The organism is Agrobacterium sp. MA01, from assembly GCF_009650195.1.
GTDB lineage: Bacteria > Pseudomonadota > Alphaproteobacteria > Rhizobiales > Rhizobiaceae > Allorhizobium.
On sequence record NZ_CP045855.1, the window covers coordinates 18,325 to 38,408 of the forward strand.

Sequence of the window (20,084 nt, forward strand, 5' to 3'; positions counted from 1 at the left end):
GATCTGACACGTCAGGTGGCTCGGCGACGTTTGAGCTAGATCTTGAGCATGTTAGCCAAGAGGACGGAGGCAATAAGGTTGCCGTCTTCGTCGAGCACGTCGATCCCTGTCCCGTCCACAGCCTCTTCTCTGAGCACCGCTTCCGCAGCCATCTCCTTCGCGGCCAGACGTGCCTCCTTGACCGCATGTTCGGACGAGGCGAAGGAGATACCCTCCTCGTCAAGGAGTGTCTCACGATCTGTACGTATGTTGAAAAAGTACCTCGGCATCCTGGCCAAACGAGCCGTCGGCCAGCAAGTTCCGCCAAAAACCGAAATCAGGGTTTGGGTCGTAACGGCGTAAGTCAGCCTTGAAGGGGGGACTTCACAACTGGGTGGAACCTGGATTGGCTACCTTTATTTCGATTTACGGTTAAAGGGCGAGGCTCAACGGCTGCAAATGACGTTCTGGCGCGGCTCAATCGGCTCTTGATAGTCCCGATCGGGCAATCGCAGATTACTGCTGCTTCCCAATACCGCAAGTTGAACAGCTCTACAGTCAGCAGGACATCCCGGTGGTATGGTGGAAGCCTTTGCAATCGCCCCATTGTTCCCTTCTGAGTTGAAGGGCCGCCTGAGAGTTTCGACAGCTCTTGCTGCCGAATGAGCGTCGCCAGTTCGGCCAGCAATTGAGGCAACAGGCCCATCGGTGATGCGGCGGTGAAACGCTGACATGCAAGTACAAGGCACTCCGCGACAACCTCATCCGCTTTACCTGCATCTGCGCACATGGCCCGCGCAAAAAAGCGCAGATGGGGAAGGCAGCTGGCAACTGCTGTCGTGTCAGGCTTCATGACGTGGTGCTCCGTGACACTGGTGAACGCGAGGCACCGGCCAAGGTTCCTTCTGAGCTTCCGCCTATTCCCCAACAGATGATCGGAGCCTGAGCGACAGGAAATCAAGCAGGGTAGAGACGCTACTAAAACTTCTCAATCGTGCTTGACACAAAGCACCTTCTGGCGCGCTTGGGCGGCCCCGGTGGGATATCCATCATGCGAGCAGCCGCGACGCTCTGCCGCTCCTCCTTTGAGCATGACTGTAGTACTCAGAGGCTTGCTGCACCGATCTATGGCGTGACTGCTCCATCGCCTCAGGCAGAGGAATGCCGCGATTGGCGGCCTCCGTCAGATAGCCGGACCGCAGTCCGTGCGCCGAAAACTCTGTCGGATCGAGCCCGGCCAGTTCCGCCCGCCGCTTGAGGATGTCATTGATCGCCTTGGGGTCCAGCTGCCGGTGCGAAACATTGCCCCAGCGATCGATTGCCCTAAAGACACTGCCCTTGTCGATATTCGCCGCGGCAAGCCACGCGTTAAGCGCATCGACCGGTCGACCGCTGAGATAGACGACTTCGTCGTTATCTGCGCCGCTGGTCTTCGTGCGACCAAGATGAATGGAAAGAGAGAGCAGGGGAGGGGCCCCGTCGATCTGGATCGGCTCTTCCTGCTGCAGTTGCTCGATCCTGAGGCCCGCGATTTCGCTGCGGCGACGGCCGCCCGAGGCAAAGGCAACCATGAGGATAGCCCGGTCCCTGATGTCGCGCAGACTGCCCGTCGAGCAGGTCGCGATCAGTCGGGACAGAATATCCCCGGTGACGGCCTTGGCACTCTTCCGCCTTCTTGGCCGCGGCGTCGCACGGACGGCCAGTCGGATTGCAGACTTGAGGGCGGGGGAACCGAAAAAGCCATTCAGTCCGCGCCATTTCGTCAGCGTCGACCAGGTTGCAAGACGCCGGCGGACGGTGTCAGGAGCGTGCGGGCCGGGCGATCGTAGCAATCCTTGAATGCGGAGCTTCTGCTCGACGTCAGCTGGCATGCCGTGATCCGGATCCTGAATACGTTTTTCCGCATCCCAGAGATGGTGCGCAACAAACTTCAGAAGCAGGGCTTCGGATGCCGGCCAAGGGAGGGACCGGCCTGTCGCAGCGAGCGACCAGGCCTGCAGATAGGCAAGATCAGAGGTGAGGGCTCGAAGGGTATTATCGCCCATGCCCTCGTTGACCAGATGACGCAGCGTCTCGACATCCTGGTCGGTCAGAAGCTCAGCCAGTTCGTCACGGCGTTCCATCGGCAGGACTGCGGCAATGGTGTCAAGATCCTGGACGCGGCGATCAACCGCACTCATTTGGGCAGGCCGTGTTCATCATAAAAATCGGAATGGTCGGAAGTTGTGCCAGGCGGTACATTTTTGCGACCCTCCTCTGCCAGAGCAAGGAGCTTCTCGAAAGGATCGGTCTTCTGAGCGATCGGCTTGAGCATCGCGACCGCTCTCTCGTCTCGGCAGATTACGATCTCATCGCCACGCAATGCGAGCTCAATCAATTCCTCGAGCCGCTCTGCCGCTTCCGTTACGTCAACGAGAATTCTCACAGCTTTCTCCTCACCAGACCCTCTCCTGGAGCACGGCATCGAACACCACGTCCGTCGAGATCAGTGCGCAATGCTCGAGCCGTGTCTGCGCAGCGAGGATCCGGTCCCATGGGTCCCGGTGCTCCCAGTCGAAGGCCGCCGCAAGTTCCGCATGCAAGTCACTGATGGCGAGTGTCTGGAAGCCGCTGGAGGTGATAGCGGCGCGCAATTCCTGCGGCTTGAGATCAAGCTTCTTCAGCCGCATCTTGTTGTCCAGTTCGTAGAAGGAGACGGCGCTGACGAGAACAGCGTTGCTCTTGTCCTCGATGAGGGAGCGTGCATTTGATGAAAGCCGCGCACTACCTATCGTCCACCAATAGACCGCATGGCTGTCGAGAAGAAGCTTCACGAGCGCTCGCCTGCGTTGGCCATTTCACCTTGGAAGACTCCGACGTCGTCGTTCCAGTCGCCGGCATCGATTGCGGCCTGCTCAGCATCATGCTCGTCAAATAGGTCGTCCGGAAGACCCCGGTTCGCCAAGAGACCGAAGGGTCTCCTGCCAGCGGGATCTGCCGGACCGATCCGCGCATAGATCTCATTACCGCGCATGATGATGATCTCTTCGCCCTGATTGGCGCGATCGAGAACCTCGGCGAAGTTCTTGCGCGCCTCACTGATCTTGTAATGCGTCTGGGGCATTGTTGGCTCCGGTTTCTGCGCTCTGACACAAATCTAGCATTGGATTCCAATGTGTACAACAAGGGCGTACATGTAGCTTCCGATAAGGGTTACTTATCGGCGGCCAGGCTTGGCCTGGAGCATTCTATGAGGTGGCGAACACTAGTGTAGAGATAGATTTCTCTTAACGAATCATTTACCATAATTTCAATGTCTTACGATTTTGCCAGAGTACCCATCCAGGTACTGCTGAGGGGTAAGCGGGGCTAATCCGGTGGCAGCGCGCGAAAACAAGCCGATCCGTGGGCGTGTGGTTGTCTGCCGAAGTGCCGATTGGCATGGTGGCGTTGACGATCAACAGGAGAGTGGGGCGGAGCAAATGCGGCAGATCGATATCGACAGCCTGGACGAGGCAACCCTCATTGAACTCAACGCGCGCATCGTCGAGCGTCTCCAGTATTTGCATCACCAGCGAACCACCGCAGCCCTTCAAGAAATCAGAGTCGGAAGCGGCGTGGTGTTTGAAGGCCCTGGCGGTATTCTGGTTCGTGGTGTCGTCATCCGCCGCAACAAGAAGACGGTGACGGTGCATGCCGATGATAACCGTCAATGGAATGTATCGCCGACCCTGCTGAAACCCACCGGCGTCCACGTGCTCGACACCGCGGGGCAGACCCAGTCCGACGACGGCAAGGTCGTATCCTTCCCAAAGTCGGAACGTCGGTGATGCGCTCAGGACCTGGCAACGATCATGGTGGCCAGTGGAGGAATGGCAGGGTGCGATGTGCTGATCCCCAGCCGATCGCCGAGATAGTGCCAGAACGACAGGCCGAGCTTCTGGCAGGTCTTCGAGAGGCCCAGCATGCTGTCGCGCGCCTGACGGCCGTTGAGACTGACCGTGCCCCCGGAAATCTTCCGCTTGATGACAAAGCCGCGCAAATCGCGCTCCGACGCATTCGTGTGGAGCGGGATCTCCGGTCGCTCGAGAACCATGAGCAGCTCCGGCTTGCGGCGCCTGAGGCGAAACAGCAGTTTGTCGAGATCGCCATAGCCGGTGCGGATCGAGAAAATCCGGTCGAAGCGCGCCTGCAGGCCCTTGGCCATAGCTGGGTCAGGCCTTCGTCGATAGGCTTTGAGAGCCTTGTAAAAGTGCCAGATGAGCTCGCGCAGGGTCTCGACGTGCTTCACCTGGCCGGGCGTGGCCGGCATCAGCTTGTGCAGCAGCCGTTCGGCATGGATCCAGCACAGCGCGTGGGTACCAACTCGAAACTGCCCGGCATCGTCGGAGACGATCACCGCGTTTCCAACCAGGCCATGATGGCGGATGGCGCCCCATATGCCGGCCTCCGCAAATGGCCGAAGCGTCTCCGTGTCGAAGATGTCGATACCATGTTCGGCAAGATGTTGGAGGAAGGGCACCCGATTGGCAAACCGCAGCGGTTCATGGGTGTTCAACCGAGCAGCAAGGGCAGGGTCGACCTGCCGTTCTTCCAGCAGCGCGAAAGCGGCGTCGTTGAGAACATAGTCCTGGTAGTTGCCGCGCAAGAGGGCGAGGAAGTTCAGCCGCGACTTCGAAGACGCCGTGCGAAAGGCGGTGAAATGCTCGCCGCCGATATGCGTCGTATGAAAATTGCGGTTGGCGTGACGGGCACCGGTGTCGTCGACGGTCACGTAAGGCGCAGACACAAGGCCGGCATGCAGCACGGCGGCATCCTCGGCATGAAAGCCATCCAGCCTTTCTGTCAGGAACCGCACCACTTGGCGTTTGGAGATCTCGACACCGACGTCGTTGAGCAACGTCGTCATTCGCTGCGTCGTGACCTGGCCATGCGCATGCAGCATCAGACAGAACCGTCGCAGATTGGGCCCAAAGCCACCTCTTATCCCCGCGGGCAGCTGTGCTGTGATGGTGTCTCCCTCCGGCGTCACCCAGCACTCCCGCCGGTAACGAACCACCTCGACCTGCAGAACCAGATCTCGGACGAAGCAGTCCTTGTAGCCCTTAAAGCGCGATCCGACCGGCACACTGACAGGCAGCACCTCTTCACGCGTCACCCGCTTCGTGTCGTTCTTCGGCCCACGCGGCCGGGGCGCCGGATCCTTGGCCGAGAGCGGCTTGTCACCCGTTGCTTTCTCCATACCCGATGGTCTGAAGGGCGGTCGGGGCGGCAGATTTTTAAGCCGCGCAATCTCGTCACGCAGAAGCTGGTTGTCGATCTTCAGCCGGGTGTTTTCCAGCCTGAGCTGATCGTTCTCATCCCGAAGTCTTTGGTTTTCAGCTTCGAGCTTCTCAATCCGGGCGTCTGCCCGATCAGCCCGCTCCACCAGGCCGGTCACGAGCTCGCGCAGCGCCTTCAGCGACAGCGTGTCAGCATGCTCGACCATGGGCAGGCGGCGCTTCGTCATGAAGGAAGAATCTCATGAATTACCGCAAACAGGAATCCCTCGTGCCACCGGATTTGCTCCAGGTACTGCTACGGCCGATCTCCGAGGCAGCGGTCGCCCTTGCGCGACTCGACGAGCGCATCGCCCGCTCTCCCGTCGGTGAGGGTTTCCTCAAGCGCTCGCATTTCCTCGACGCGCATGCCTCGCTCTGGGTCGATGGCGAGCTTGTCCATCTCGAGGACCTCGTCCTGCATGACGCGCTTCGCGACATCCGCGCACCGACCCACGAACTCACCATTGCCCGCGACATCCTGAAAACCCGTCGTCGCATCGCCGCCCATCCCCCGGCCTGGGCGCTCTCAAGCCCCGGCCTCGCCTCCCTCCGCGGGCGGGCGTGGCCCGCGGCATCATGGGGTGAAGACGGGGAGGCGGTGCCGGATGGGAAGGTCGAGCCGACCGTTGCTCCGGCCGGGGTGGGGGAGGTGGAGGACGAAGTTGAAGACGGTCTGGGTGACGCGTTCGCTGCGATCGATGCGGTAATTGCCCGCTCGGAAGCGGCTATTGAAGAGGCGAAGAAGCCGGGCCGTGTCAAAGACGCTCCGGAAAAGGATCCGTTCGTTTACGACCTTGACTGGGATGAGGACGAGCGTCTGGCGGAGTGGCAGGCCGTGCTGGCTCGCGCCCAGGATCTGCCACCGGTCCTTCAGGCGATCATAGCCCTCGATGCCTGGAATGAGATCGCCGTCCTCCAGCACGCACCCTGGCTCGGTCGGCTGCTGGCCGCCTCGGTCCTGCGCCAGGGCGGCGTTACCACCGGCGGACATCTCGCGGCGATCAATCTGGGGCTCAAGGCCATTCCTGTCGATCGGCGCCGGCATCGTGATCGGGAGACGCGGTTGCTGGCAATAACCAAGGCGCTGATCATTGCCGCCGAGACGGGGCTTAAAGAGCATGACCGGCTGGTGCTGGCGCGGCAGATGATGATGCGCAAACTGGAGGGGCGGCGGACGTCTTCCAGGCTGCCGGAGCTCGTCGAGCTCGTCATGGCGCGACCGTTGATCTCGGCTGGAATGGTGGCGAAGACGCTTGAGGTCACGCCGCAAGGCGCGCGGCGGATCGTGCGGGAACTGGGGCTTCGCGAGATGACGGGCAGGGGGAGGTTTCGGGCGTGGGGGGTGCTATAGCCTCCGAAATTTATCGCGATTAATCTCGCCTTCCGTCGGTTCATTTTCTGCGTTGTTCATTGTTGCATTGAACCCTAGATCCGCAGCACTGTGCGGACGCGTGGTACAAGAAAGTGCGTCTGATGTCACAGAATCTGGAAAAAATAGACTTGTCTGAAAATCAACTCTTGGCTTCGATTTTCGGATATTTAGAGTGGGGCAACGCTGACGTCTTCGCGCTTAGCTCGCTCGGCGAACCTGATGGTCTCGGGGAGATTGCTGGCTACTTGAGCATGCTGGACGGCAAGCGCAGAGTCCAAGATGTCTATCTGGTTCTTCCGCCGCTTGGCGAGCGGGATCGTGACACTGTCGGGTCCCAAGTGCGTGGGGGTGTTCGCCGTGCCCATTTCGCCATGGCCCGCGATGAAAGAGCGACTAATATTGCCGATTCAAGGTTCGAAAATCTCAAGTTTATCGAAAGCTCCAGCTTCAGCGGTGAAAACCTGATCTCTGCCATTTCGGTTGCAGGCGGGCATGACGTGATGATCATCGCTGATGCGAACGAATATCGATTTGCCGGTGCCTCAGTTCCGCCCGAGGCCATACTCGATGAAGACCAGTGGGTGCCTCATCTGGCTCATTTGATGCTCGCGGCTGAAACAGTGGCTCGCGCGCATGGCAGCTATATCATCTTGGTCACGAGAACAGGTCTGCCAGCCAGACAGCCCAATATCGATCGGCTCCGCGATGCAGGAGATGTTGGGCTACTTGAGCTCCGTATGTCGGTCACAATGGGCGCGGAAGAGGTCGTGGCTTTCGTTGAATGCCTGACTGATCTCGTTGACCACGATCGCGCCGGCGCTGCGCTGTCCCTCATAGAAAACGAGGTGCGGTTGTCTGAAGACCAGAGATGGGCGCTAAAGGTAGACGTTTTCTCGCGAGCGGGTTTGAAGCCGCCCGTTCAACAACTCCTTCAGGAACACCTGCCAGATACGGCATCGCTTCCGGCAACTGTCCTTCTTCGTATCGCTGAAATTGCTGCCGAAGCCGATCGTGACGATTTATCTTTCTGGCTGCTGGATCAAAGTCTGCCTGATCTGCAATCCCAATCTCATCTCGAAACTGCTTTGAATGTTGCGCGGAGGATCGATCGGCGACCTTTGGTCGAACGGGTGATGATTGTTCTCACCAATCTGCATCCGGATTCCGTTGTTCTTCGCCGACAGCATGGATTTGACGCCGTAACAGAGGGAAAGTATGAGGAGGCCTCCGAAATATTTGAAGGTCTGCCGACCCCACAAGACCATGATCGAGCTCAATTCTATCGGGCACTCAATGGCCAAATCGAGTCTGGTGCGCTGAAGCAGCCAGAGGCGCTGATCGAAAACCTGATCGACCGGTTCCCCGACCACAGCAACACTATTCGTCTGCAGGTCATCAGGTCATTGGAGCGCATCGATAGGCGGCTGGACGCGATCGCGCTACTGCTCGCCACGGACTTCTCTACAGAGGCCACCTGGCTGACGCTTGCATCAAATCTAATTGAGCAGACGATCCTGGCCGGCGATCTTGATGCCGTTAAAGCAGCTATTCCCCAACTGGTGGATGTTTCGCTTCGATATCTCGCGTCTCATCCGACTGACGGACGCGTCCGCACATCCATCGCGGACCTTCTCGACGCATCACACATCGCAACGTTGGGGCCTGCGATTCTTTTGCGTGCAGTTCTTGAGCGAGCCGGCAGTCCGGTCACGGTCCGCGAGCGAACCACGATCCAACCGCGGTCCAGATTGAAAGGTATTGATTCTTTGCCAGCGGTCTCGCGCAGAGTCTTAGATGCGCTGGCAGCAAAAGGGGAGGGAGTGATCGTCATCGCGAAGCACACCGTCTCCAGGAGTGAACTTGGAGCTGATCCAGATGAAGTCCTCGCGGCAATCCTTGAATTTGTCAATTTTTTCGAACCTGGACGACGGGAGAGCGTCGATACGCAGGTGCTGCACAATCTGGTAGTCGTCGCGGCTGCTGTTGCACCGCTCGCCACCGCGAGTGATGAGGATTTGACGGTTTTGCGGGGAGTGGCGATCAAGCTGGCAGTCTGCGGCCAACCGCAGGCGGCTCGCGATCTGGCTGAACAGGCTCTTGCACTTGCTGGCGATAGCCCACCGCGTCGACGGCAGGCCCTCTTCTCCTTCGCCGATATTTATGCGCGTCTGGGCATGACGAGAGAATCCCTATTGGCGCTTGCCGCCGCCATGGAAGCAAGTGACAGAGTCACTTGGGACGAAATTTGGTACGAGCTCAATCTTCTGTTCAGATTACTCCGTGATCTGGGTCTGGCCGATCGAGCTATCGACCTCATACCTCGCTGCCGCGAAGCGTTGGCCGCGATGGGATTGGAAGATGTCTTCGGTCATCGCCTCGACACGTTCGAGCTTCAGGCGAAAGATCAGATGCGCCGGAAAAATACAGCTTCGGCTGAGGGCTTAGAGACTCTATTGGCCGATGCAACCAAAAATGCTCGAGAGGCCCTCAATGCCAATGACGAGCTGCTCCCTGTCACCGTCTTCTTGCGACAGCTGATGAACGAGGCGCAAGCAATTGGGTTACCCAGGCATTCAGATACGCAGTTGGTTTTCGACAAACTTGTCGAAAAACTCCCCATACCCCACAAACCCATAGCCCTTGCGATTAGTGATAATCCGACACTGGACGATGTCGTTGCCGTGGCGGGCAGCGTTACTGATTCCCAATATGCCGACGACACCAGTTATGACCTGCGCTTGGTCAGATCAATTGCGAGGAAGCTTGCGCGGTCTTCCATAGATAGCAAAGACTTGGAAGGCTTCGTCTTCGCTGCTGAAGCCTTGAGCGATCAAGGTCTGCAGGTGCGGGGGAGGAATGGTGAGCTGGTACAGCCCACTCGATTGCTTCATTCCAGTGGCAATCCTCTTACGGTCGCATCCGATCTCGCCCGATGTTTGCCGATCGTGTGCCTGACAAGGGATGAGGCAGGTCTGATGTATGGGAGGCTTGGTGGGGAAAGCGAATGCAGACTGGATGCTGTACCGACCACAGTGTTCGAGACAAAGACCTTTGAACAGTGGCGGGAGATCTTCCCTTATGGCTATCGAGAGCTTGGTGATGATGCGTTTCGCGAATCAACGGCGTCCCTCAGCCTTACCGAGCTCCCGAAACGAGCGCTTTTCATCGCTGGCGAACTCACCCCGCTACCGCCGAACGTCATGAGCGTTGAAGGTGACCTTGTCGGTTTGGACAGGGCAGTCGCAACCGCACCGTCGCTTGGATGGTTGCGAGCGTCGATCGATGCGGACCGTCGGGGAGATGGCAGTGCAGCGGCGTGGATACCCGTCGCCTCGGACCTGTCTGATACAGAAACCCTTTCGCTGTTGCGAGATGACATCGTAGATGTTCTTAACGACGCCAGCGTGCCTCTGTTCACGGAACCCAAACCCCCGAGGAGTTTTTCCAAAGCAGATCTTGCGATCCTTGGAGCGCATGGCGGGCTCTCACACGAAAACAAGTATTTCCGATCGGTGAGCGATGATCATCATCAACCCGCCGACATAAAGCAGCTGGTTGATCTTCTTCATAACAGCCGCTTGGCAATTCTGTTTGTTTGTTCCGGCGGGCGCCACGACTTTCATCCGGAAAGCGGCGGCGCGATGGGCCTGGCGCGGCGCCTGATAGGGCATGGATTAAGCGCGGTCATTGCGCCATCGTGGCCATTGGAGTTCTTTGCTGTTCGTCCTTGGCTGAAAGCCTTTCTTCCAGCTTGGAGCAGCGGATCGCCGTTAATCGATGCGTGTCATGCGGCGAACCAAGAAGTTGCGCGGGTATCGAGCTACAGTCTCAAGCGCTCACTGGCAATGACGCTCTATGGCAATCCGCTTGTCACGATCGACGGCAGTGCTTGGAGATGATTGCGGGACGCCGGTCGTCTTAGGACATTGAGTACGACGATCTGTTGGGGCAGAGCCGAACGTGGTGCTCAGCGACAGACTTCATGGATCGCCCTAGCCAAGCTGTTACTGTTCCAATTGACCATGATATCGGCCTGTTGCTCGAGCTCAACAGGTGTCCGCTGTTGGTTGCGACGACGTATGCCGATGATCGGCTTAGGATACATGAACTCGTTCAAGGCGAGGTCGATTTCAGTTTTAATCCAAAACCGTTCGTTGACGTACATTCCCGCCGGGACGATCACGCAACTAGCTTGGCGAATCTGCTCCTTTAGTTTCCCCTTGAGGAGTGAAATGCGAACAGCTTCATTGGGCGCTACTATCGGCTCATTTCTTGGAACGCAGTAATCGCGGTAGGAAAACTAGAGCACGTCCATTGAACGCGGAATCGCGTTGAGGATTCCCCTGGTTGCCGAATTCTGATTCCATAGCTCCGATTGGTGATTTGGTCGGAGGCAATATGACCCGAGCGTTCAGTGATGATCTGCGTAGCCGCGTTCTGGCTGCGTCACGGGATGGCATGTCGGCGCGATCAGCGGCGGCCCGATTTGGGATTGGAATTTCGACAGCCATCGCTTGGATTGCGAGTGCGCGGCAGGGTCGGTTGACCCCGGCGAAGCAGGGCCGACGCGGCGGTTCGCGCCTGGATGCTCAAGAGGACTTCATCATCGGCATGATCGAAGAGGCGAAGGACATCACGCTCAACGAGATGGTCCTGCGATTGCATGAGGAAAGAGCCGTATCGATTGGCCGCAGTGCGCTTGACGTCTGGCTGCGAAAGCGCGGCTGGACTTTCAAAAAAAGACCGCACATGCACTGGAGCAGGAGCGTCCCGATCTCCTGAAACGTCGCGAGGACTGGTTCGATGGCCAGCTCGATCTCGATCCGGCGCGCCTTGTCTTCATCGATGAAACCGGCTTGAGCACGAAAATGTCTCGGCTTCGCGGCCGGGCCCCTTGTGGAGATCGCTGCCGTTCACCGATCCCGCACGGCCATTGGAAGACAACGACGTTTACCGGCGCGCTCAGGCTATCTGGCATGACCGCGCCCATGGTCCTCGACGGTGCGATGAACGGCGTCGCGTTCCAGGCCTATGTCGAACAGGTTCTCATTCCAACCTTGATGCCGGGCGACATCGTCATCATGGACAACCTGCCGGCACATAAGGCGGAGGGCGTGCGTCTCGCAATCGAAGGTGCGGGGTGCCGGTTGCTCTACCTTCCTCCCTACAGTCCAGACTTCAACCCCATCGAGAAGGCCTTCGCGAAGCTTAAGGCCGTCTTGCGCGCCAAAGCTGAGCGAACGGTCGAGGGATTATGGAATACCGTCGGCCAGATCGTCACGCTGTTCGAACCACAAGAATGCGCCAACTACTTCAAATCGTGCGGATATGACCCCGAGTAAAACGGATGCGCTCTAGGAAGAATTTTGCGACGCCGTGGCAAGCAATCGAATGACGCCTTCGTAGTGCTCGCTGTAACTCCAAGCATGGCTAATGAAAACATCGTATCTCATGCTCGAATCCATTGTGGAAATATTCTAAATAGCTAAGAGTCGGACTCGAAAAGCCTTCAAAGATATCGATACCTTGCGAGCCGTCGGGTGATCAGTCGAATGTGGGCGATCATGATCCAAGCCTCTGATGAGGCGATGGACTTTTCGACGTCCTTTGCCAATCTGCGGCATCTGCCGAGCCAGGCGAAGGTCCGTTCGACGACCCAGCGGCGCGGCAGGACTTCGAAGCCTTTCGCCTTGTCCGAGCGCTTGATGATCTCAACCGTCCAGCGCCCGATCTTCTTCAGCCGCCGTTTCAGCTTGTCGCCCGCATAACCGCCATCGGCAAAGATATGCAGCAACCACGGCCACCTGTGGCGGATGGATTTCAGGAGATCGGGAGCGCCATCGCGATCCTGGATATCGGCCCCATGCACCATGAGGCCGACCATCAGACCAAGTGTGTCGACGATGATATGACGCTTGCGGCCTTTGGTTTTCTTTCCTGCGTCATAGCCCCGGATACCGCCGCTTTCCGTGGTTTTGACGCTCTGGCTATCGATCACCCCGGCCATCGGTGAGGCCTCTCTGCCCTCCAGTTCGCGGGCTTCCATCACCAGATGATGATTGATGCGTGGCCACAGCCCCAATGCCCGCCATTCATAGAAATAGCGCTGAACAGTCGAGCAGGGTGGAAAATCCTTCGGCAGCATGCGCCACTGGCAACCGGTCGTGGCAATGTAAAGGAGCGCGTTGACGACTTCGCGCAAATCCGTGGTACGAGGGCGACCCAGGCGGCGGGGCATGGGCAGAAAAGGCTCTACCAGTGCCCATTCCCGATCGGTCATGTCGCTTGCATAGCGTGCCGTCCGCCGGGCATAATGCCGGCGGGTGATTTCTGTCCAGGCCATCGTGAACTCCATCGAATCTTTGCAAATCCGAAGGAATCATAACCTCTTGAAATCACCCACCTCTTTTTGAGGCAGCCTCTAAGCGACCGGCCGGGTGTGGTTGAACGAACTAGCCAACGAATTCTCGTCTGTCGACTCCTTTACGAACAGTCGAAAGAGTTTCTTCCGGTACAGGATAGACTGTCTCCAGAGATTACGCGTGTTGTTGCCGAGCCACCCATTGCGTGTGCTCCCTAGAAAACGCCTGCTCGGCCTCTACGACGAAATGTGAGAAATCGCCCTCGGTTCTCACCTCCGGGATCTTACTTCGAATAATGCTAATCTCATGTGCGGTTAGAGTATATGAAGAGGCGAGTTCGTTGAATTTTTTGACTTGCATCCAGCCTAGGATTGACGACGCAATCACGATTACTGGCTCTATCGGCCAGAATGTGAAGGACGGATGAGTAATTCTGAAAAGGCTCAGCACAATGGCAACCGCATATGCGATCACGCTCGCGACAACCCAGATACTGCTCGCCCTTTTGTTTGCGCCAGCCTTTTCTGCGTACCATTTGCGCTGCTCAAGAATGCGGTGCGTATCGTAGTACTGGATCCGACCTTCTAGAGACAACGCCCTCACATCTTCCATTGACGTGGTGATCTGGTCGGCGGCGGCCTGGTCAGGAGGCATTCGATCGCCAATAAGTCTATTGGCACCCAATATTTCGGTGAGGTACGTCCGAAATTCCGTTCGGCGCACCGCAAGGTTGTCGGCATCGCCAAAAGGTTCACCTCGCATGCAATATTTCCAGGATGAGGTTTTTATAGATTCAGCGAGCGCACGACTACGATACCAGACTTGCTCCGGCTTCAGCAGGCTCCGAGTGATCATGATCGCTAATGAAGCGATCAAAACAAGCGTAGGGATAACGAAATACAGCGAAGTCGTATGTAAATTCATTGAGAAGACGGCCGCTAGGACCAGAAGGCCATACTCCGCCCTGACCAGCCACAGAAAGGACCTTTGCGACCCGGCCGACATCATGTTCGCGGTGTTGTAGAGAGCTGGATACTCGAACTGGGTAGTTGTCATAATGACATCGATTCAGTCGCTATGTTGACTTTTCGCTTCATACCGCAGCGTACACCGCGTCTCTACCAAATTCTCGCCGCCTACCCCCAGAAAAAACATCCCAGTCAATGGGCGCACCTCAAACCGTCTTTTCCTTCGCTATTGCGCGCAGCTCGGCAATGATTATCAGGATCCAGAGGCGTTCCTCGGATTCGTCCGGCAAAGCATCAGCCAGTAGCTGGATATTATCGGCGGTCGTTTCTGGTTCCCAGGGTTCCCGCACTCTTGGGATTAGGTTGGCAAGGTGTTCTTCACTCAATGCTTGATCATGGCTTAAGACGGCAAATTCGAGAAGTGTTGCATAGTCCCAATAGTCAGGGGTGCCGGAGGCGATCTTCCTCCTCACCGCGTACTCGACGACGGGTTGTAGCTCCGATAGTCTTGGATCGTTTCGGTCAAGCACATAAATTAGCGTCAGAGCGTTAATACCGGGATAAGCATCTCGCCAGTCGGCCTCAAATCCCTTGCTGTACGCTTCGATCGCCTGTTTTAGATATGCTTTGGCTTTAGTGGGCTTGTTCTCGTCTCTAGCTTTCCGCCACCGGTCTTTGTAAACGCGACCTAATATGCCATACGTCTCGCTGCTTGCGCCGCGTTGTTCGATGAGATCGAGCAGGATTTCCTCTGCTTTCTCACTGTTTCCTGCCCGGTTAAGCGCGAACGCGTACTGTTCTCTTACCAAAATTGTGTTCTGCAGGGGGGCATCGATCCTATCAAAAATCCTTACCATGTCATCCCACGCTTTGGCGCCCCGGTAGGAAAGGAATAGATCGACTATAACGCCAGCCTCCTCGTCATCGAGCGCACCTAAGGTGAGTTCCACTTGATAAATTGCATCTCGGCCGAGCTTTCTAGCTTCGCGCAGTTTCTTCTTGAGCTCAGCGGCGTAGGCGACTTGACTACGAAAAACGTCCGTCTTTTCATGGGCGATGTCAGGATATCCATCTAGTAACTGATAGAGAGGGCTGTCTTTGTCCAGGTTTTTCTTAGCGGCCTTTATTTTCTCGACTAAGGTTTTAATGGATGCCTCCGTGTTCGCGGGGCCGCCTCTGCCGCTTACCGGGTAGGGCATTGCTCGGAGAGGCGCCACGTCGAAGGGCAACCGACCCTGCCCTTCTGCGTAAAGGAGTACAGTGGTTCGCGGTTTCGCAGCGTGCCGAACGCCGAGTTCATAGAAGACGTTGGCGTTTGCGGTGGTCAGATCCGCCACCGCAAAATCGCAGAGAACGAGCCGCTCAAACATTGGCTTGTGGATTATTCCTCCAGCCTGCTCTTCATCAGCTCTGATCGGTTCCAGCCCGGCCTGCTCCACTGCTGGTTTGATGAGATCTCGATAAACGGCATCGAAATCGATCGGCTTCTCGCCGCCGGCGGACTTTTTTCCGAAAGGCATCAGGACAAAACACAACGGCTTATGGACCACTGCTTGACTCCCGGTTGCAATTGGGCAGCCTCATTCGGGAGGCGAGAAAACTTACCCAGGCTAAAATCGGCAACGATTTTGAGTCGCTGCTATTCGTTTATTGGATATATGGCAAACATGTACTACGAAATGCAATCTGACATTGAAATACAAGGAATCGACTGCATGCTCGTCGCTGGCGGACTTTATCGCGAAGTCTGTGAGACGCCATCCTGGAACAGAGAGTTCGGATCTGGGGTCAGAGCGGCGGCTGTCCTAAGCAAGCTGTCGCCGGGGACAAGATTTCACACCTATCGTTCGTCCCCAGATGGTGAGGCCATAGGCTACCTAAAGAGCCTCGGCGTCGATGTTGTCTGTGAGCGGCGTACGACCGACATTGTATTTGCGTATTTCCATCCGCTGTCAAATCCATTGATTCGGCCAGCTGTCGAACGTGCTCAGATGCCATTGGTCGTAGTTGGTGATGGTGTTTTGAGATTTAGCTTTCTGGAAGGTTCTGCAGTCGTCAACGCCGAGAGGGCTGTCTATGACCCCCAAGGATCGGGTGCTGTCGAGCCGTTCGAGGCAAACGGGTCAAAGGCGGTTGAACTGGCGATCGTGCTCAATGAAGAAGAGCTTCTGCGATATAGCGGCCGCTCAGATATCAAGTCCGCCTGTGACACCCTAATCAATCAATGCCGCGCGAGCGTCATCGTCGTTAAGTGCGGTGTTCGAGGAGCGCTTGTTGTAGAACGGGAGCGCAGTAGCGAGATTCCGCCCTACCGTTCGGAGCGTGTTTTCAAAATCGGCACAGGCGACGTTTTTAGTGCGGTCTTCGCATATACCTGGGCTGAGCAACGGATGCCGGCCGTAAGCTCGGCGGAAACCGCCTCGAAAGCCGTGTCACTCTATTGCGACGCGGGTGAGGTGCCGTTGCCGCCTTTAGCCACACTATCAAGAACTCCTCTCATTGGTACCTCACCAGCTTGCGTGTCTCTGCGAGGTTCCACAGAGACACTCGGACGGCGCTATTCTCTCGAAGAAGCAAGGCATTGTCTCAAATCGCTTGGGATGGCGGTAGAAGCTGTTGATTTGGGCGATATACCAATCGAACAACCCGTAGGCCCTAAAACACTGCTGATCTTAGCTGATGGGCTGAATCTGCAAGCAGTTGAAGAGTTTATCTGCAAATGTCCTGCAGCTCATCGCATTGTCGTATTGGACGAAGAAAAGCGGCTTAAACCATGGATCGACGTTGTAATTAAAGATGATTTTACCACGGCCTTATATGTCGCCGCATGGCCTGTTAGAGAGCGATGACTTCAATTTCAAATTGCGCCAATGTATTGCTATGGTACCTTTTAGCGAGTCGGGGGAACGCTCGTAATGGCGGATGTTTATGTCATCCACTCCAGCAAAGATAACGAAACGACAAGTAAAATCGTTAAGCTATTGGAAGTGCAGTGGGACGTCTGGTGGGACTACAATCTAGTTGGCGATTATTCGGAAGTTATCGAGCGCGAAGTTGCGAAGGCAAAATGTGCGGTCGTCATTTGGTCGAAAGACGCCAGCGTTAGCAAGCCAGTACGCGAAGAGGTTCGCCTCGCCGAAAGGCATCAAGTTCCGATAATTCCGATCCGTCTGGATTCGGCTGAAATGATGTATCCATTTGGTGGCCGAAGCGGCGTTGATTTCAACTCGTGGGACGATTCATCCGCTCATTCGTGTTTTGAACAACTGGTTGCCAAAATTTCAAATGTAGTCCCGCAAAAGAAGCCGGTAAGGCAACTGGCTCCTTCTCCGCAAATATCACTCACGTGGCCAAGCCTTCTTCTGTCCGTTTCGTCCCATGAGACGCAACTGGTGCCTTTCGATGCCGTCAAAGCACTCAGGTTGTTCGGCGCGTCAGCAATTCTGGTATCGGCATACGATCTGCTTCCCTCCCGGCGCCCCAAGGGAATAATCCAGGAATTAAGACAGATTCAGGAGGATGGTGGATTTATCCTGATTGACTCGGGCAACTACGAGGCAACTCGGCGGGGGGACGACAGTTGGACCGCCTCGAAATTCGCAGAAGCTATGAAAGACGTTCCCCATGACTGGGCATATTGCTTTGATGTCATGACGCCAAGGGTTGAGCCCGAAAGGGCGATAGAAAGCGTAGTCAAGGCGGTGAAACGGGACCGTACTGCGGCCACGGCAAAAATATTACCAATCGTCCACGCACCGAAAGAGACCTTGAGTGGATACAACGTCAAAGACCTGCCGTACATTGTCAAAGAAGTCGCCGTCACACTCTCTGCTCCTCTTATTGCGGTAGCGGAAAGGGAGCTAGGGTCAGGCCTGATCGACCGAGCGAAGACGGTGAAGCGTATAAGGCGAGAGCTTGATACGTTACCCTATTACCAACCCCTGCATGTGCTTGGAACCGGGAACCCCTGGAGTATTGCGCTTTTGGCCGCCGCGGGCGCGGATAGCTTCGACGGCCTCGAGTGGTGTCGGATGGTTGTTGATCAACAGACACATCGATTGCATCATTTCCAGCATTTTGATTTCTTCAAATATCAGATGAGTTTTTCAGACTCGCAGGTGACTTTGGACGCGATCGATGATCCGAAGATCGAATACGCAGGTAAAGTAGCCCTGCACAATCTCGACTATTACCGCCAGTTCGAGGTGAGACTGGCAAATGCAGTGAAGTATAAGAAAATGGAAAATATGCTGACGGACATGATTGGCTCGGCTAGCGTCCAGCAAATCAGGAACGCTATTCCGGATATATTCCAATGAGCTCGCTGCGCAACCGTCTCGAGCGCGCAGTCATCTCGATATATACAGACGTCGAGGAGAGGGCCCTATCGATTCCAGCAACATTCGAGGAACGTGTCCTTTGGAAAGAGTTTTCATGTTGCGTTCTTAGCAGCCAAGTGCCCTACCCCCTGTCGGTTGCAGCGGCCGAGGCTATCGACCGCGAAAGCATTCTCCACATCAAGGCGCTTGACGACACCGAGGATCGGATCGTCTCTATTTTAAAGGCGCCCCTTTTCGTAGATGGAGCATTCAGGCGCTACCGGTTTCCTGCTTCGCGAGGACGCCAACTTGCAGCTGCGCGGGTCGCCGTAACGCGGCAAGCCGGCACTCTAGGAAACTTGCTCGAGATACATCAGGATCCTGCCAAGTTGAGATCGTGGCTCGTGGACAACACACTTGGCATGGGACCGAAGCAAGCCAGTATGTTTCTACGCAATTGCGGGGTCAGCTACGACCTCGCCGTACTTGACCGGCATGTGCTCGAGTTTATGGCAGAGATGGGGCTCTGCTCAGCCGCTCCAAGCTCGATTTCGAAGATGTCCGAGTACCGCAGGCGCGAGGATACCTTGCGTTCCTATGCTAGCAGTCTTGGCGCGGCTGTGGGCCTCATGGATTGGGCGATATGGATCGTGATGCGAATGTTCAAACAAAAACCGGTCACTGAGGAACTTCTAATATGAGCGTAGTTGCATTGGTGTCCGGCGGCCTCGATTCCACTTTGGTGGCCTATTTGGCGGTCGAAGAAGGGCTGAAGGTTCACCCCCTGTTCGTCAATTATGGCCAACGGGCGATTGATCGGGAACTCGCCGCTTGTAAAAACGCCATGAAAAAGTTGGGCATCCTGAATGAGCTAGAAGTAGCCGACCTCCCCGGGTACGGAAGGTTGATCCGCTCCGGACTGACTGACCCCACCAAGAACATCGTTGAAGACGCGTTCACGCCCGGTCGCAATATGCTGTTTTTGTTGACGGCAGCGGCGCACGCCCACCAAGTCAATGCCGACGCGGTGTCGATTGGTCTACTTCACGAGGAAACAAGCCTGTTCCCCGATCAAACGTCCGGCTTCTTGCACGACGCTGAAGCTCTAATCACTCGTATCATGGGCCGCTCTATCAAAGTGCTCGCGCCGTTAGCGGCCTTCCACAAAGCTGAAGTGATACAGCTCGCAAAAGCTAAGGGTGTAGGCGGCACATACTCGTGCCATCTTGGCCTAGAGGAACCTTGTGGCGAATGCATTGCATGTAATGAATTCAAGGTCGGGGAGGCTTAAAATGGGGGGTGGAAGCAGCGGAAGTTGGAGTCGGCTGGGCGACATTCGTTCCCTTGAAGAAAAGGCAAAAGCGGCCCTTCAAGTTGGCAAGCGTAACGTCTTTATCAGTTTCGCGACCGAGGACATCAACGAGGTGAACCTGCTTCGGGCTCATGCGAAGAACGAAAACAGCGATATCGAATTCAATGATCACTCGGTCCGCGAACCTTACGACAGTGAGAGAGCGGCTTATATCAAGCAGAAGATCACCGAACGGATCAATCGTTCCTCATTAACGGTGGTCTACCTGTCGGAGAGCACCGCGCAGAGCCAATGGGTGCAGTGGGAGGTCGAGAAGAGCATTAGTCTCGGCAAGAGGGTCATCGCTGTGCATCCGCAAGGCAAGGCTCCTACAGTTCATCCGCATTGGATAAAGGAAAATCAGATCAAAGTTGTGCCTTGGAATAAGCTGTCCGACGAGCTCAGATAGCTGCGTTAGGTAGTTTCGTGAAAG

20 protein-coding genes are annotated in these 20,084 nt (G+C 56.3%); 9 read left to right on the forward strand and 11 right to left on the reverse strand.

The window, feature by feature from the left end; genetic code table 11:
* Positions 1-35 precede the first annotated feature (35 nt).
* The 6 genes from GH983_RS22095 to GH983_RS22120 form a co-directional block, all read right to left on the reverse strand.
* Complete coding sequence (locus GH983_RS22095; RefSeq protein ID WP_371418515.1) at positions 36-269, reverse strand: hypothetical protein; 234 nt, start codon at positions 267-269, stop codon at positions 36-38.
* A gap of 74 nt (positions 270-343) precedes the next feature.
* Positions 344-832 carry a sigma factor-like helix-turn-helix DNA-binding protein gene (locus tag GH983_RS22100; RefSeq protein ID WP_153763685.1) on the reverse strand — a complete coding sequence of 163 codons (489 nt, stop codon included), beginning with the start codon at positions 830-832 and terminating at the stop codon, positions 344-346.
* Positions 833-1,028: 196 nt separating this feature from the next.
* On the reverse strand, positions 1,029-2,159 hold the full coding sequence (locus tag GH983_RS22105; protein WP_153763686.1) for a tyrosine-type recombinase/integrase: 1,131 nt from the start codon (positions 2,157-2,159) through the stop codon (positions 1,029-1,031).
* Positions 2,156-2,404, reverse strand: a complete 249-nt coding sequence (locus tag GH983_RS22110) for a type II toxin-antitoxin system Phd/YefM family antitoxin (RefSeq protein ID WP_194842850.1) — start codon at positions 2,402-2,404, stop codon at positions 2,156-2,158. Before GH983_RS22110 ends, GH983_RS22105 begins: the two co-directional genes overlap by 4 nt.
* Before the next feature lie 10 nt (positions 2,405-2,414).
* A complete protein-coding gene (locus GH983_RS22115) occupies positions 2,415-2,792 on the reverse strand; it encodes a type II toxin-antitoxin system VapC family toxin (protein WP_153763688.1) in 378 nt (125 codons plus the stop codon).
* Complete coding sequence (locus GH983_RS22120) at positions 2,789-3,082, reverse strand: type II toxin-antitoxin system Phd/YefM family antitoxin (protein WP_153763689.1); 294 nt, start codon at positions 3,080-3,082, stop codon at positions 2,789-2,791. The genes GH983_RS22115 and GH983_RS22120 overlap by 4 nt, the downstream gene beginning before the upstream one ends.
* A gap of 358 nt (positions 3,083-3,440) precedes the next feature.
* Here GH983_RS22120 and GH983_RS22125 point away from each other — a divergent pair, with 358 nt between their 5' ends.
* Positions 3,441-3,788, forward strand: coding sequence for a hypothetical protein (locus GH983_RS22125; protein ID WP_153763690.1), 348 nt, complete (start codon positions 3,441-3,443; stop codon positions 3,786-3,788).
* Positions 3,789-3,793: 5 nt separating this feature from the next.
* Here the strand turns inward: GH983_RS22125 and GH983_RS22130 are convergent, their stop codons facing one another.
* Positions 3,794-5,467 carry a transposase gene (locus GH983_RS22130; protein ID WP_153763691.1) on the reverse strand — a complete coding sequence of 558 codons (1,674 nt, stop codon included), beginning with the start codon at positions 5,465-5,467 and terminating at the stop codon, positions 3,794-3,796.
* A gap of 14 nt (positions 5,468-5,481) precedes the next feature.
* On the opposite strand from GH983_RS22130, the gene GH983_RS22135 reads away from it, so the two are divergent.
* Positions 5,482-6,630 carry an RHE_PE00001 family protein gene (locus GH983_RS22135; RefSeq protein ID WP_153763692.1) on the forward strand — a complete coding sequence of 383 codons (1,149 nt, stop codon included), beginning with the start codon at positions 5,482-5,484 and terminating at the stop codon, positions 6,628-6,630.
* 122 nt (positions 6,631-6,752) lie between these two features.
* A complete protein-coding gene (locus GH983_RS22140; RefSeq protein WP_153763693.1) occupies positions 6,753-10,550 on the forward strand; it encodes a hypothetical protein in 3,798 nt (1,265 codons plus the stop codon).
* 68 nt (positions 10,551-10,618) lie between these two features.
* Here GH983_RS22140 and GH983_RS22145 read toward each other — a convergent pair whose 3' ends face one another.
* Complete coding sequence (locus GH983_RS22145; protein ID WP_153763759.1) at positions 10,619-10,912, reverse strand: TIR domain-containing protein; 294 nt, start codon at positions 10,910-10,912, stop codon at positions 10,619-10,621.
* Positions 10,913-11,049: 137 nt separating this feature from the next.
* Between GH983_RS22145 and GH983_RS22150 the strand changes: the two genes are divergently transcribed.
* A protein-coding gene (locus tag GH983_RS22150) for an IS630 family transposase (RefSeq protein WP_194842851.1) occupies positions 11,050-11,993 on the forward strand; the annotation gives its coding sequence in 2 pieces (ribosomal slippage) (positions 11,050-11,374 and positions 11,374-11,993; 945 coding nt in all).
* A 167-nt stretch (positions 11,994-12,160) separates the two neighbouring features.
* Here the strand turns inward: GH983_RS22150 and GH983_RS22155 are convergent.
* The 3 genes from GH983_RS22155 to GH983_RS22165 all read right to left on the reverse strand — a co-directional run bounded on the left by GH983_RS22155 (position 12,161) and on the right by GH983_RS22165 (position 15,531).
* Positions 12,161-12,994, reverse strand: a complete 834-nt coding sequence (locus GH983_RS22155) for an IS5 family transposase (RefSeq protein ID WP_153763694.1) — start codon at positions 12,992-12,994, stop codon at positions 12,161-12,163.
* Between the two features lie 193 nt (positions 12,995-13,187).
* Positions 13,188-14,069: a DUF4231 domain-containing protein gene (locus GH983_RS22160; protein ID WP_153763695.1), complete on the reverse strand. Its 882-nt coding sequence runs from the start codon at positions 14,067-14,069 to the stop codon at positions 13,188-13,190.
* A 118-nt stretch (positions 14,070-14,187) separates the two neighbouring features.
* The gene (locus GH983_RS22165; protein WP_153763696.1) at positions 14,188-15,531 is read right to left on the reverse strand and encodes a TRAFs-binding domain-containing protein; all 1,344 of its coding nucleotides are present in this window, start codon (positions 15,529-15,531) and stop codon (positions 14,188-14,190) included.
* 117 nt (positions 15,532-15,648) lie between these two features.
* On the opposite strand from GH983_RS22165, the gene GH983_RS22170 reads away from it, so the two are divergent.
* The 5 genes from GH983_RS22170 (at position 15,649) to GH983_RS22190 (ending at position 20,060) form a co-directional block, all read left to right on the forward strand.
* Positions 15,649-16,830, forward strand: coding sequence for a carbohydrate kinase family protein (locus GH983_RS22170; RefSeq protein WP_246727628.1), 1,182 nt, complete (start codon positions 15,649-15,651; stop codon positions 16,828-16,830).
* A 66-nt stretch (positions 16,831-16,896) separates the two neighbouring features.
* Positions 16,897-18,300, forward strand: a complete 1,404-nt coding sequence (locus GH983_RS22175; RefSeq protein WP_153763697.1) for a toll/interleukin-1 receptor domain-containing protein — start codon at positions 16,897-16,899, stop codon at positions 18,298-18,300.
* Positions 18,297-19,001: a DNA lyase gene (locus tag GH983_RS22180; RefSeq protein WP_153763698.1), complete on the forward strand. Its 705-nt coding sequence runs from the start codon at positions 18,297-18,299 to the stop codon at positions 18,999-19,001. The genes GH983_RS22175 and GH983_RS22180 overlap by 4 nt, the downstream gene beginning before the upstream one ends.
* Positions 18,998-19,591: a 7-cyano-7-deazaguanine synthase gene (locus GH983_RS22185; RefSeq protein WP_153763699.1), complete on the forward strand. Its 594-nt coding sequence runs from the start codon at positions 18,998-19,000 to the stop codon at positions 19,589-19,591. The genes GH983_RS22180 and GH983_RS22185 overlap by 4 nt, the downstream gene beginning before the upstream one ends.
* A gap of 1 nt (position 19,592) precedes the next feature.
* Positions 19,593-20,060, forward strand: coding sequence for a TIR domain-containing protein (locus GH983_RS22190; RefSeq protein ID WP_153763700.1), 468 nt, complete (start codon positions 19,593-19,595; stop codon positions 20,058-20,060).
* Positions 20,061-20,084: the final 24 nt, after the last annotated feature.